The 15,290-nt window shown below is 72.6% G+C and carries 3 protein-coding genes (1 of these 3 cut by a window edge); all 3 read left to right on the forward strand.

All coding sequences use genetic code 11. The annotated features are described in order from the left end of the window. Positions 1-9,635 carry the final stretch of a lonely Cys domain-containing protein gene (locus ABZ642_RS21405; protein ID WP_360486167.1) on the forward strand. It extends 17,734 nt beyond the left edge of the window, so only the last 9,635 of its 27,369 coding nucleotides appear in the window; its start codon lies beyond the left edge, outside the window; it ends in the stop codon at positions 9,633-9,635. Positions 9,636-9,732: 97 nt separating this feature from the next. Continuing rightward, positions 9,733-10,143 (forward strand): YbaB/EbfC family nucleoid-associated protein, encoded by a 411-nt coding sequence (locus ABZ642_RS21410; RefSeq protein ID WP_360486170.1) that lies wholly within the window; start codon positions 9,733-9,735, stop codon positions 10,141-10,143. A 22-nt stretch (positions 10,144-10,165) separates the two neighbouring features. Continuing rightward, on the forward strand, positions 10,166-14,179 hold the full coding sequence (gene eccCa / locus ABZ642_RS21415) for a type VII secretion protein EccCa (RefSeq protein WP_360486173.1): 4,014 nt from the start codon (positions 10,166-10,168) through the stop codon (positions 14,177-14,179). The last annotated feature ends 1,111 nt before the right edge of the window (positions 14,180-15,290 follow it).

The following is a 15,290-nucleotide window of genomic DNA, read 5'->3' on the forward strand; positions in this document are numbered from 1 at the left end:
GGGCGCCCGGGACCGAGGAGCGATTCCTGCGCGCGATCGATGGGATGCCGGTCCCGGACGACGAGATCATGAGCCACACCCTCGCCACCAAGGGGCGCCCGTACGGCCGTGCCATCCTCACCAAGAGCGATGTGATCGAACGGGAGCGGCACTTCGATTCGGTGCCGCATGCGAACGAGTACATACACATCGACCCCGTCTCCCAGAATCAGTACGGTGACGCGGAGGACGTGCCCTGGTTCGGCCGGGACGCGTACTTCTTCTACCTGCACGGGAACCCGGGCTCGTTCCAGATCGTGAGGGCGGACGGGACTGCCAGGACCACGCCGGGCGACCAGATCGGTGGATATCTGCAGCGGCGCCCGAGTCTGCGGCGGCTTGCCGCCGACGGCGTCGTCGTGCTCATGTCGTGTTGGGTCGGCGCGGCCTCCGACGACATCTCCGTCCCCAGCGAGGCCGCCCGCGCCCCCTTTGTCGCCGACCCGCTGGCGACCGTTTCCGAGGCCCAGCAGGTGGCCGACCAGGTCGACCGCACCGTGTTCGCGGTCGATCGGGTCCACTACGTCTCGCGCATCGGAGGGCAGAGCCGGCAAGGCATCGCCATGACCGCCGAGGGGGAGCGGAGCGGCTGGAAGGAGTTGCGGCCGGAGCCGACCGGGGCGGCGCTCGACGAACTGGCCCGTACGGCGGGCCTGCACACGGGCGCGGACCCGGCTTCGGAGGAGAACAGGGCCTCGACCCTGCGGCTGGTGCGGGCACTGCGACAGGTGTTCGGCGCCGCGGTCGAGGATGACAAGGACGATGCCTACGGGGAGTACCAGCGACTGCTCCGCGGTATCGGCGCACTGGAGACGATGCGCCGCGACGATCCGGACCTGCGGGACAACGGTGCGTTCACCATGGATCTGCTGGACCGGGTCGCCCGGTCGCATCTCGAGCAGTCCGCGGGACGCGCCAAGCCCCCGGGTACGGCCTTGGACTCGACCGAGATCCTGACCGTGCTGGAGGCGGCGGGGACCCAGCCGGCCGGGGTGGCTCTGCGGGACTTCGTTCCGCTTCCGTCGGTGGACGCGGCCCTCTCGTTGCTGGCGAAGGACGATCCCGAGCAGCGGGCCGTCCAGGTCCTGGACCTGGGGTCCGGTCCGGTCACGGCGGTCCACCGGCAGCGGCTGCTGTGGGCGACGGCCAAGGCTGTCGAGGGCCTGCTGGCCGCCGCCGACGTGAACGCCCTGGCGGTGCAGGTCCTGCACCTGGATGGCTCCGCCCTGCCCGTGGACGACGCACGGCGTGGGGAACTCCTGTGGACGATGACCGGAGCGGCCGCGGCCGGCCGTGACGTCCACAACCCGACGGCGCTCGCCGCGTACCACCTCGAACAGGTCGGTGCCCTGTCTCCGGACACGCTGTTGCTGTCGTCCGGTGGCCGGGGGGTGGGCCGCAACTGGACCGGCAGGCCGATGACCGATCCCCTGGTCAGGGACAAGTACCTCGCCGTGGACTCGAACGTCGGTGCGAGCAGCGCCGTGCTCCACCGTATGCCGTGGCGCGTCCGCGGAGCCGGCACAGGTGGGAACGCCTTCTTCGTGCTGGCCGACGGTGGTCGCGACCACATCGACATGCCCTGGCCCGACGGCTCCAGTCGCCCCGTTCCCCCCGAGGAGATCGCCGAACTACTCGCCAACGATCCGGTGTTGAGCGCTCGCCCGCCGGAGGACCCGATCGTGCCGATCATGCCGCACATCCGGCGGAGCGGCCCGCTGATGAGGGCCCTCACGGACCGGGCGGCGACCGGCAGGACCGTGTTCATGCCCGTGGTGAACGTCGAACTGTTCCACGACCCCAGGAGGAACGAGTACGACATCATCGTGGAAGAGCCCACCAACCCGAGCTCCACGACCGGCTGGGTCCGCAAGGACCCTCCGGCTCTGGTCCCACCCGCCTCCGCGTCACCGGCGGCGCCCGTCACCACCGCGGTGTCGGCAACCGACGCGCCCGCCACACCGCTCACGCGGTACGTCGAGGCGAAGTCCGCGGCCGGCGCCATCGGGTCCTCGGACCTCGGCGCGCGTCCCGAACTCCTCCCCACCATGCCCGCCCCGTCCCCGCGGAACCTCCGCCCGGAACAGACGAGCGCGGTCGGCACAGTCGGCTCGGCCACGGGCCAGGGTGCCGTCGATCCGGTCATCGCCGACGCGGCCGCGTCATCGCAGCCGTGGACCAGGGGAAAGATCACCTTCGAGGAGGGCTCCAAGGAGATCGACTCCAGCGGCCGCGGCTACCTCAGTACTTTCGCCCGCAAGGTGGCGGAGGTGGGGCTGCGTGACGTACGGGCCGGGCTCCTGGCCCCCGAGATCACCGTCACCGGGTACGGCAACGGCTCGTGGCTCACGCCGGGACTCGGCGACTGGGGCGCCCTACGCACGGGCCAGGAGCGCGCGGACGCCGTCGCCAAGAAGCTGCGGACCGAGCTATGGAACGCCCTGTACCTGCTCCAGCAGAACGATCCGCCCTCCGCCAGGCGCGTCGGCGACGGCGAATTCGTGATCACCACGCGCAGCCGGGGCCAGGACGTCGTCACCGACGGCTCGTCCGGCGGCGCGGAACTGCGGGCCCTGCGGCGGCAGGCGACGATCGAGGTCGAGGTGGCGGCTCGCTCGTCGGCCTTCGAGCGGTTGGACGCCCTGCGGCTGGCCGATCCCGATCCCGCGCTCAACCAAGGCCTCTTCGATCCGGATCCGCTCGCCCGCCGGATTCTGGGCCTGTCGCCGGCCCAGAAGGTGACGAGCGCCCATCGGCGCGAACTGCACGCGGTGATGGACGCGGCCGCCGCGGCCGGCCACGCGACGAGCCTGGCGGCGCTGAGCGCGTATCACCTCGTACGGCAGGGAGCGCTGTCCGCCGCGACCCGGATCACCGCTCCGGACGGCAGCGCCCAGGGCCGCAACTGGACGGGCGAGCCGGTCGTGGACCTGATCTCGATGTCGTACGCCACCGTGCGCGCCACCCGCCTCGTCGACCTCGATCCCGCCCTGTGGCATGCGGCGCCCGGTGACCACCACCCCTTCGTCATCGCCGCCGAGGGGGACCAGGACCATGTGACGGTGCGCCTGGCGAACGGTTCCCGGCAGCGCGTCCCGATGGCGGACTTCGCCGAACTGCTCGCCATGGACCCGGACCTGGCCGCGCTCGACAGCGGGGCCGCCGTCGTGCTGGCGGTACCGGGAGCGGGCGCCGGGAACCTGCGTCTGCCGCGCACGGCCGCCGCCCGGACGGGCAGGACCGTGTGGTCGCACAGCGGCGCGGTGTCCTTGTACCAGGACCCGAAGGACAAGCGGACCCGGATCGCGGTGACCCATCGCGAGGACGCGCAGGAGCCACTGGGGAACTGGTTCGCCGGCAAGCCGGACGAACTGACGGCCGGGGACCCGGCGGTGGAGGCCGAGGACCGCGTCGTACAGACGATCGACGGCACGCTCGTCCCGGACGACGAGATCCTGAGCGAGACCATGGCCGACGACGGCGTCCCGCACGGCCGCGCCGTCTTCGACAAGGCGGACATGCTCAGCCGGGAGTTGTACTTCGTCGCGGCGCCCGTGATGACGGAGAACCGGCATCTCGACCCCCTCACCGGGGAGCGGCACGGTGCCGTGGACGACGTGCCCTGGGCGGGCCGTAAGGCGTACTACTTCTTCCTGCACGGGCAGCCGGGCGGGTTCTCGCTCGAACGGCGGGACGGCACCGCCAAGTGGGCCCGCGGCGACCAGGTCGGCGGGTATCTGCGGCGCAGGCCGAGCCTGCGCGGGCTGGCCGCCGACGGCGTCATCGTGATCATGTCGTGCTGGGCCGGCGCCCCCGCGGAGCGGTCCACCACCGTGAACGCCGCCAGTCGCGCACCCTTCGTCGCCGACCGGCTGGAGACCGTCTCCGAGGCCCAGCGGGTGGCCAACCAGACCGGCCGCACCGTGTTCGCGGCCGACCGGTCGCACTACACGGCCAGGGACTCCCTGCCGCCACAGCACGGAATCGCCACGACCGCGGACGGCAAGCGCGGCCAGTGGGCGGAGCTGCGCCCCGAGCCGGGTGAGGCGGAGCTGGACGCGCTGGCCCGCACGGCGGGTCTGCACACCGCCCAGGGCCCGGCCTCGGCGGAGACCAGGGTCGCGACCCTGCGGCTGGTGCGGGCCCTGCGAGAGACCTTCGGCGTCTCGGTGGAGGACGACAAGGACGAGGTATCGGGGCGCTACCAGCGGCTGCTGGGCGGTTTCGGCGCGCTGGAGACGATGCGCCGGGACGATCCGCTGCTGCGGGACACCGGGCAGTTCACCCTCGACCTGCTGGACCGGGCCACCCGGTCCCGGCTCGGACAGTCCCCGGCCCCCGGCACCGCCGTGGCACCGGACGACGTCGAGACGCTGCTGGACGCGGCACGGACCCAGCAGCCCGGAACGGCCCTGCGTGACTTCGTTCCGCTGCCCTCCGTGGAGCAGGCCCTCGCCACGCCCGCGGACGCCGATCCCGACCTGAGGGTGCGGCACGTCCTGCGTCTGGGATCGGCACCGGTCACCGCGGCGCACCGGCAGCAGCTGCTGTGGGCGATGGTCGAGGCCGTCGAGACACTGGAAGCCGCCCCGAACGTGGACGCGCTGGCCGCCAAGGTCCTGCACCTGGGTGCCCTGACCGGTCCGGTGGACGACGCGCGGCTCGAGGAACTCTTCTGGACGGTCGCCGGGGCCGCCGCGGCCGGCCGCGACACCGGCAACCCGGTGGCGCTCGCCGCCTTCCAGCTCGAACGCAACGGCGCCCTGTCGTCCCGGACGCTGCTCCGGTCGGCGAGCGGCGCGGTGCTCGGGCGCGACTGGACCGGCGGGCAGCCGACCGACCCGCTGGCCACGGAGAGGTACCTCTCCGTGGCGTCCGGCGCTGATCCGGCCCGTGCCCAGGCCAGGAGTGCTCCGTGGCACGCCTCCGCGAACAGTGGAGACCGGACCCCTCAGGCCTACTTCCTGCTGGCCGACGGCGGTGCCGACACCATCGACATGCCCTGGCCCGACGGCACCCGGCGCCCGGTACCGCACGACGAGATCGCCGAGCTGCTCACCAACGACCGGTACCTGACGGCCGTCGAACCGACCAGGCCCGTCGTACCGGTCGTGCCGCACTCCGGCAGCGGCACCTCCCTGACGAAGGCCCTCACCGACCGGGCGGCGACCGGCAGGAAGGTCTACTCGCCCGCCGTGGACATCCAGCTGTTCCACGACACCACGGCCGGCGAGCACGTCATCGTCGTGACCACGCCGCCTGTCGGGCCGGGCTCCGCCGACTGGGTCCACACCCGCCCCCCGAAGCTGGCCGCGGCGGCCGCGGCAACGACCGTCGCGAACGGCGGGACCGACGTCGCCGACGGGATCGACGAGGCGTTGCACGCCTCCGCCGCACCGCCCGCGCCGCACGTCGAGCCGACGCCCGTCGTCGACGCCACCGGTTCCCCTGACTCCGCCACCACGGAGACGACCGTGGCTTCGGGGCCCTGGCCCACCACGAAGGTCACCTTCGCGGAAGGCTCCAAGGAGGTCGATCCCGGCCAGCGTGGCAACATCGCCGCTCTGGCCCGCAAGGTGGTCGAGGCGGGTCTGCGCGACATACAGGAGGGGTTCGCGACACCGTGGATCGCCGTCACCGGGCACGGCAACGGCTCGTGGCTCAAGGTGAGAAGCAGTCATCGGGGCGCCGTACGCACGGGCCAGGAGCGCGCGGACGCCGTCGCCGACGTGCTCCGGACCGAGATCGGCAATGCCCTGGACCTGCTTCAGCGGAACGTTCCGCGCGCCGACCGTGTCGGCGCCGACGCTTTCAGGGTCGTCAGCCGTAGCAAGGGGCGGAACGTGGCCGCCGACGGCTCCGCCCTGCGGGACCTGCGTCGGCAGGCGGACATCGACATCGAGCCGGAGCCCCGCTCACCGGCCATCGAACTGCTGAACAGACTGAGGCTGGCCGAGCCCGGATTCGGTCTGGCCGACGGGGCCTTCGACCCGAATCCGCTCGCCCGCAGGCTCCTGCACCTGGATCCGCAGGAGCCGGTATGGCAGGCACAACGCCACGCACTGTACGACCTGGTGGACGAGGCGAACGCGGCCGGCCGGGCGACGAGCCTGGCGGCGCTCGGCGCCTTCGACTTCTGGAAGCGGGGGGCGCTGTCCGACGCGACCCGGATCACCGGGCGCGACGGCAGGGTCCTGGGCCGCAACTGGACGGACACGTCGGTCCGGGACATGATCACGGCGTCCTACCACCAGGTGGGCGGGAGCAGCGTGCAGACCCCCCCGGCGTCGTGGGAGCAGCAGGGAGCCGGTGACCACCGCCCCTACGTCGTCGCGGCCAAGGGCGATGACGACCATGTCGTGGTGCGGTTGGCGGACCGTTCCCGGCCGCGCGCGACGCTGGAGGAGTTCGCCGAACTGTTGGCCATGGACCAGGACCTGGCCGCGCTCGACGGCCGGCTCCCCGTCGTACTCGCCGTTCCGCGTGCGGGTGCCGGGAGCCCGCGTCTGCCGCGCACGGCCGCCGCCCGGACCGGCAGGACCGTGTGGTCGCACAGCGGCAAGGTGAAGCTGTACGAGGATCCGTCGACGCGGCAGACCCGGATCGCGGTGATCGACGACCAGTCCCAGGGGGAGCCGCTGGGAAGCTGGTTCGCCAGCGAGCCGGACGATCCGCCGCTCACGGCCCGCCGGGCCTTGGGGCACGAGCACTTCGTGCGCATGATCGACGGGACGCTGGTACCCGACGACGAGATCATGAGTCACACCCTCGCCGCCGACGGGCGCACGTACGGCCGCGCCGTCCTCACCACGAGCGACCAGCTCGAACGCGAGCGGTACTTCGGTTCTCTGCCGACGATGAACGAGTACATTCACATGGATCCCTTCTACTGGGATCAGCAGGGTGATGCGGAGAACCTGCCCTGGGTCGGCCGGCCGGCGTACCACTTCGTTCTGCACGGGACCCCGGGGGCGTTCTCCCTGGTGAAGTCGGACGGGACGCGCCGACAGGCACGCGGCGACCAGGTCGGCGAGTACCTCCAGCGGCGTCCGAGTCTGCAGGGGCTCGCAGCCGACGGAGTCGTGGTGCTCATGTCGTGCTGGGTCGGCGCGGCCGCGGAGGGCCTCCCGAGCGTTCACGAAGGCAGCCGCGCCCCCTTCGTCGCCGACCCGCTGGCGACCCTTTCCGAGGCTCAGCAGGTGGCCAACCAGGTCGACCGCACGGTGTTCGCGGTCGACCGGGTCCACTACCTCACACAGGCCACCGGGGTGAACCGGCAGGGGATCGCCACGACCGCCGAGGGAGAGCGGCGCACGTGGCTCGAGCTGCGGCCGGAGCCGACGGGGGCGGCGCTCGACGACCTGGTCGGTACGGCGGGTCTGCACACCGTCCAGGGCCAGGGCTCGGCGGAGACCAGGGTCGCGACCCTGCGGCTGGTACGGGCCCTGCGTCAGGTGTTCGGGCCCTCGGTCGAGGACGACAAGGCCGATGCCCACGGGAAGTACCAGCGGCTGCTGCGCGGAATCGGCGCGCTGGAGTTGATGCGCCGCAACGACCCGACGCTGCGGGACACCGGACCGTTCACCATGGACCTGCTGGACCGGATCGCCCGGTCGTATCCCGGACGGTCCGCGGGCCCGGCCTTGAAACCGGCGGACGTCCAGGCCGTTCTGGAGGCGGCGGCGACCCAGCCCGCCGGGGTGGCGCTGCGCGACTTCGTTCCGCTGCCCTCGCTCGACGAGGCCCTCGGGTTGCTGGCGGACGGCGATCCCGACCAGCGGGCCGTGCAGGTCCTGGACCTGAAGGCCGGCCAGGTCACGGAGGTCCACCGGCAGCGGCTGCTGTGGGCGACGGTCAAGGCCGTCGAGACCCTGGAGGCGACCACCGACGTGGATGCCCTGGCGGTCAAGGTCCTGCACCTGGACGCCTCCAGCCAGCCCGTGGACGAGGCACGGCGAGCGGAACTCCTGTGGACGACGGCCGGGGCGGCCGCGGTGGGCCGTGACCTCCGCAACCCGACGGCACTCGCCGCCTACCACCTGGAACGCAACGGTGCCCTGACCTCGCGCACCCTGCTGTTGTCCGACGACCGCGAGATCCTCGGCCGCGACTGGCTCGGCATGCAGATGGCCGACCCGTTGGTCCCGGACAGGTATCTCACCTCGGCCAACGGCACCGACGGAGCCAACGCCAAGGTGCACGATGCGCCGTGGCGCGCCGACGGAGCCTACCGGGGCCAGCGGCCTCCCGCCTATTTCGTGCTGGGCAAGGGCGGTCCCGACCACTTCGACATGCCCTGGCCCGACGACTCCCGGCGCCCGGTGCCCCTTGACGAGATCGCCGAACTGCTGGCCAATGACCCGGTGCTGAGCGCTCGCCCGCTGCACGAGGCACTCGTGGCGGTCGTGCCGCACACCGGCCGCGGTGAGGCTCTGGCGAAGGCCCTGTCCAGCCGGACGGCCACCGCCAGGACCGTGTACACGCCCGCGGTGGACGTCGATGTCTTCCGCGACACCTTGAGGGAAAAGAACTTCGTCGTCGTGGCCCCGCAGCCCCAAGGATCCGCATCCGGATCCGACTGGGTCCGCACCGACCCGCCCAAGCTGGTCACCCGCGTCCCGGCCGCGCCGGCGGCACCCGCTCCCGTTGTGACCACGGCCGGGGCGCACAGCACCGGCGGCGAAGAGCTGCGGCCGCTCGCGGCCGGGCGGGCGGTGGAGGCCGCCCCCGCCGTCCTGCAGCTGGTCGAGGGGCCGATGCCGAACGCCGCGATCCCCACGGACGCGGCCGACATCATCCCGCCGCCGATCCCGTACCCGGGACGGCCGGTCTTCGTCGCGGACACTGGCAACCCCGAGACGGTCCGCACCCAAGGGCTGGTGCCCGGCGGCACGGGCCTCGACCTCGTCGCCTATGCCCAGGTGGGCGGGGCCGGCCATGGATTCGTGAGCGCCGACACCTCGCCCGAGGCGGCGGCGCAACGGCTGGGCGAGGGCCATGTCTGGGAGGTCGACACGCCGGGCGGTATCGACATCACCGCGACGCTCGACGCCTACGGGATCCGGCCGGACACCACCGGCCGGGACGAGGTCCTCTTCGCGGGCGGCGTCGCTTCCCGGTTCGTCAAGGGCGGCTGGGCGATCGTCCCCGGCGGCGAGGCGAACACCCTCGGCGAGTGGATCCCCAACCCGCACTACCGGCCGCACACCGACGTCCCCGACGCGACGCCGACCGCTCCCGGGCGTCGGCTGCCCGTCGAACCGCTGCTCGAAAAGCGGGTGTTCCGCGTGGAGGACGTGGTGACCCCGGCTGAACTTCAGGTCCTGTCCGAGGCGCTCGCCGCCGTGGACCCGGCATCGGGCGAACAGTACGCGCACGAGCTGGGCACCAGGCTGACCGAGCACATCGAGGCGGGGCTGGCGGCGGAGGACCTGGCGGTCGGCCATGTGGACCTGCACGTGAGCATGGAGGACCCCGACCACTCGATGGCGGGCATGGCACTGGCCCGCACCGTGGCCAACGGTCTCGGCCGCCGGGCCATGCTCACCGTCGGCGCCCTGCGGACACCCACCGACATCTGCCCTTCACGAAACTGACACAGACCCGTTCTGACCTCGGATCCGTATCTCTGAGTGGAACCCCTGAGCGGAACCCCCCGAGCGAACAACGGCCCCCAGGAAGGGAGACGCCCGCATGCCCGAGTACGAGCAGATCGACTTCTCCGCGCTCGCGAACCATGCCCGCCGGATGCAGGGCAGTGTGGCGGACGCACAGCTCGACCTGCGGAACATCGAGGCCACGGGCCACAGCACGGACGGCATGGTCAGTGCGACCGTCTCGGCCGAGAGCCGGGTCGTGGACCTGCGCATCGACCCGTCGGTGATCGACCCCGACAACCCGGAGCGGCTGGTCCGGCTCCTCGTCGAGGCCATCGACAGTGCGCACGACACCGTCGCCGAGCAGCGTGCCGAGGTCATGTCGGGGATCACGGGCGGCCTGCAGGACATCCTGGCCGGCCTGAACGGCGAGAAGAACGAGAAGAAGACGCCCTCCGTCGTACCGCGCTTCCCCGAGCGCCGTCCCCGGCGACGACCCCGCCCGTGAGCCCGACCGACGAGGAGATCTGATGTCCCGGGTCATCTTCCACCGGCCCGCCAGGGTCGTACCGCCCCCGCTGCCCACCGACCCGGTGGTGCTCTCCGCCCCGCCGCAGCCGGTCGGCAAGGACAGCAACGCCAGCTGGCTCATGCTGCTGATGCCGCTGCTGTCCAGCATCAGCATGGCCGCCTACCTGATGTCCGGCGGCCGTCGGATGCTGGTCCTGCTGGGCATCGCGTTCGTCGTGATGTCCATCGGCGTCACCGTCGGCGTGCGGATGCAGATGCGCGGCCAGGCCCGTAAACAGAAGGTGCGGGCCCGGGACCGCTACCTGGACCATCTGGTCGAGGTGCGGCGGACCGCCCGCCAGGTGGCGGAGAGCCAGCGCACCGTCGCCGCCTGGCAGTTCCCCTCCCCGCACCGGCTGTGGGCGATCGCGTCCCAGCGCCGCCGGGTGTGGGAACGCCGGGTCACCGACGCGGACTTCCTCAAGGTGTCCGTGGGAACGGGCAACGCGCCGCTGTCCACGCCCATCCGGATGTCCACCCGCAACGACCCGACGGTGGAGTACGACCCGCGCGCCAAGACCGCGGCCGACCGGCTGGTCGACTCCATGTCCGTGGTCGGCGACCAGCCCGCCGTGCTGGACCTGGCGAAGGCCGGTGTGGTCAGCGTGCTCGGGCCGGCCAAGGCGGCCCGCGCGGCCGTGCGCGCCCTGCTCTGCCAGATCGCCGTGCTGCACGCCCCGGACGACGTGGGCATCGCCGTCGCCACCGGCGGCGAGGACTGGAACTGGGCCAAGTGGCTGCCGCACACCCATGAACCGGACACCACCGGGGACGCCGGCGTGGTGCCGCTGGTCGCGGAGGACTTCGAGGGCATCGCCGACCATGTGCAGCAGGCCCTGGAGGCCGCCGTCCCGCAGCCGTCCCGCCGAGTGAGCCTCACCGACCGGGACGCCCCGGACACCCGCCGCCGCCTCGTGGTCGTCCTCGACCGCTACCTCCCGCGGGCCGCCTGGGCCCGATCGCCGGTCGCCGCCGAACTCCTCGCGGCGGCCGGCCCGCAAAGCGCGATCACCGTGATCTGCCTGGTGGAGCAGGAGAACGACGAGCCCACCCGGGCCGACGTACGGGTACGGCTCGACGCGCACGGGGCGGTCACCGTGGAGGGCCGCCGCGCCGACACCCGTTCGGCGGTCGAATCGGCCGTCGCGGCCCGCGCGGAACTGCCGCTGTGCGAGGCCGTCGCCCGGACGCTGGCCCCGCTGCGGCTGTCCGCGGAGGGCGAGGAGATCCTCGCCCAGACCATGTCGCTGCCCAGCATGCTCGGCATCTCCGACCTGGAGAACTTCAGCCCCGAGTCGCTCTGGGTCGACGCGCAGGACGAGGAGGTGCTGCGCATGCCGATCGGATTCGACAGCAGCGGCCAGCAACTCGTCCTGGACCTCAAGGAGTCCGCACAGGGCGGCATGGGCCCGCACGGCCTGATCGTCGGCGCCACCGGCTCCGGCAAGAGCGAACTGCTGCGCACCCTGGTCACCGGCCTGACCATGACCCACTCGCCGGAACTCCTCAGCCTGGTCCTGGTCGACTTCAAGGGCGGCGCCACCTTCGCCGGCGTCACCGACCTGCCGCACGTGGCGGGCCTGATCACCAACCTGGTGGACGAGGTCGCCCTGGTCGACCGGGTCAAGGACGCCCTCGTCGGCGAACAGCAGCGGCGGCAGAAGCTGCTCCGCGACGCCGGAAACATCGACAACGTCCGCGAATACCAGCTGCGGCGGGCCGCCGGGGCCACCGGACCGGACGGGCGCCCGCTGGAGCCGCTGCCGTATCTGCTGGTCATCGTGGACGAGTTCGGCGAACTGCTCGCCACCCGGCCCGACTTCATCGACCTGTTCGTCCAGATCGGCCGAGTCGGCCGATCGCTCGGCATCCATCTGCTGCTCGCCACCCAGCGCCTGGAGGAGGGGCGGCTGCGCGGCCTGGAGGCCAACCTCTCCTACCGGATCTGCCTGCGCACCTTCTCCGCGGCGGAGTCCCGGGTCGTCATCGGCACCCCGGACGCCTACCGGCTGCCGCCGATCCCCGGCTCCGCCTACCTCAAGGTTGCCGAGACGGTCCTGGAGCGCTTCCGCGTCGCCCATGTCTCCGGCACCCACCTGTCGGAGGAGCAGCGCGCCCTCGCCGCCGGACCGCCGCCCACCGACCCTGTGCACTTCGCGCTGCGGCTGCCGCCCGACCCCGACGCGGAGCCGGAGGAGGAGCGCGAGCGGGTGCGGCCCATGCTGGACGGACCGAGCGAGATGCAGGTCATCGTCGAACAGCTCGGTACGGCGGGCCAGTTGGCCCACCAGGTGTGGCTGCCCCCGCTGCCCGCCGCGCTCGCCCTGGACGACCTGACCGGCCCGGTCGCGGTCCGCCCGGAGCGGGGCATGTCCGCCGACTGGTGGACGCACAAGGGCGCACTGCGCACCCCGGTCGGCGTCCTGGACGTACCGCTCCAGCAACTCCAGCAGCCGCTGGTGCCCGACTTCGCCAAGGCCGGCCACCTCGCGGTGGTCGGTGCCCCGCAGTCCGGCAAGAGCACCTTCCTGCGCACCCTGATGCTCTCCACGATGCTCACCCACACCCCCGCCGAGGCACAGTTCCTCTGCCTGGACTTCGGCGGCGGCTCGCTCCAGCCCTTCGAACGGGCGCCGCACGTCAGCGGAGTCGCCGGCCGGCACGACCCGGCCCGGGCCCGGCGCGCGCTGGCCGAGGTGCGCCAGCTGATCGCCGAGCGGGAGCGGCTCTTCCGGCACCTCGGCATCGACTCCGCCGACGAGTTCCGGCGGCTGCGCAACACCGACCGGCTGCCCAAGGGGATACGCTCCGCCGACGTCTTCCTGGTGATCGACAACTGGGGTGCGATCCGCGGCGAGATGGACGGCATCGACGCGGTCGTCCTGGACATCGCGGGCCGCGGCCTCGGCGTCGCCGTCCACCTGGTGCTGACCGCGGGCCGCTGGGCCGATATCCGCACCGCGCTGCGCGACGCCATCTCGGCCCGCCTCGAACTGCGCCTGAACGACCCGGGCGACTCGGAGATCAACCGCCGTGCGGCCCGTGCCTTCGGGCTCTCCGCCCCCGGCCGCGGCATGGCGCCGCCCGGCATCCAGTTCCAGGTCGCCCTGCCCCGACTCGACGGCAGGGACACCGCCGACGGCCTCGCGGACGCGCAGGAGGAGGCGATCGGCAAGCTCGCGGCCTCCTGGTCCGGGCCGGTGGCGCCGCCGATCCGGATGCTGCCCGAACGGCTCACCGCCGCCGAGTTGGCGAGCCGGATCCGTGAGGACGACATCACCCCGGGCGTGCCGATCGGCATCGCCGAGACCGACCTCGCCCCGGTCCGCCTGAACCTCACGGACGCCGACCCGCACTTCCTGGTCTTCGGCGACGCCGGCTGCGGCAAGTCCACCTTCCTGCGCGGCTGGATGAAGGGCCTGGCGGCCCGGCGCTCCGCCTTCGAAGCGCGTTTCATCGTCGTCGACTACCGGCGGGCCCTGATGGGCGCGGTGGACGAGGAGTACATCGGTGCCTACATCGGTGACGCCAACGCGGCCCAGGTCTACGTCGAACAGGTCGTCGCCAAGCTCACCGAGCGGCTGCCCCCGGCCAACGTGACCATGGAGCAGTTGCGCAACCGTGACTGGTGGACCGGCCCGGAGTTCTACGTGGTCGTCGACGACTACGACCTGGTTTCCAACGGCCGTACGTCACCGCTCAATCCGCTCCTGGACTTCCTGCCGCAAGCGCGTGAGATCGGCCTCCACCTGGTGGTGGCCCGCCGGGTCGCCGGCAGCGCCCGTGGCTCGATGTCCGAGCAACTCCTCACACGGGTCAAGGAGTTGGGGACCGCAGGCCTGGTCCTGTCCGGCGATCCCCGCGAGGGCGTGGTGCTCGGCAGCGAGCGAGCGGCCCAACGGCCGCCCGGCCGCGGGGTCCTGGTCGGCCGCCAGGCGGCGCCGACCCTGGTCCAGGTCGCTCTGGACGCGTGAGAGAGAGCCCGGCCGGACGGAGGGGAAGCGGGAAACGTTCATCTCCGCGGAACCTCCGTCTTCCGGGTGATCGCTACGCTCCGCCGCGTGGCGGTGCACACGACGACCTGGATCGTCGGCCGGGGGGCCGAACTCACCCTGAAACGCGCCTTTTTGCCGGATCCCGGCATGCGGCGTGGTCGCGCTGTGCCCATCGGAGGCGGCGAGCCGGGGCCTGGCCGGCCCGCACCCGTCCTGGCCGGCCTCGGTGCCGTGCGGGGATCCGTACGCCAGGTGCCGTGCACGACCCGCGACGAACCGGCCCGGCGGTCGCCGTTCCAGGTCCGGGTGAGGGTGCGGGTGAGGGTGCGGAGACCGGACGCGCGGCCGATGCCGGGTGGCCGGACCGCGACCGAAGAACCGGTGACCTCGGTGGTCGGGCAACTCGCGGGCCTGACCGACCGGTTGCGCCGTAACCGCCCGGAGACGCCCGTTGCGGGGGACCCGCACCGACTGCCGGGTCGCCCTCGCCATGGCACAACGCCGACCGCCCCTCGGCCGGCGGTGCTTGCGGCGGCCGAGGAGCGGTCGGCGGGCTGGATCGCGGAGAGAGCGGAGACCGTGCAGCGCACGGAGTACGCGAAGACCCCCGAGTACGCGAAGACCCCGGAGTGCACGGAGGACGTGGAGAAACCGGACAACCCAGGGGGCACGGAGAACGTGGACGCTCCGGCAGCCGGTGTGTCCGAGAACGTGAACCGGGTGGGCCGGGCCGTTGCGCGGGATGTCGGCTCGGCGGCGTCGCGCGGCCGCGGGTGGCCGGCCGCGGGCTCGGTCCCAGCCGCATCCGGTGACAACGTTGTACATCCGGGGCGAGGCGACACCGCAGCCCTGCGGTCGACCGCCTCCGTCCGTACGGTCCGCGACCGGCGGGTCAGGCAAGCCACCGGGCGGACCCGGCACCGATCAGGGCGCGACCGGACCGACCAGGTCGGCCGGGGTCGTCGGAGTCGCCGGATCGGGTCGGCCGAGTCCCGGTGCGGCCGGGTGACCGGCGCCGTCCCGGCGAACGTTGGCGGCTCCTGGCTCGTGGCGGGAACTCATCGAACCGGAGACCGGCTTGCCTCGCGAG

The organism is Streptomyces sp. NPDC007157 (genome assembly GCF_040634235.1).
Classification (GTDB): domain Bacteria; phylum Actinomycetota; class Actinomycetes; order Streptomycetales; family Streptomycetaceae; genus Streptomyces.

Bases quoted from the DNA above. Each gene is read 5' to 3' on its own strand.
- ABZ642_RS21410 (WP_360486170.1), top strand. From the start codon at position 9,733: ATGCCCGAGTACGAGCAGATCGACTTCTCCGCGCTCGCGAACCATGCC.
- eccCa (WP_360486173.1), top strand. From the start codon at position 10,166: ATGTCCCGGGTCATCTTCCACCGGCCCGCCAGGGTCGTACCGCCCCCG.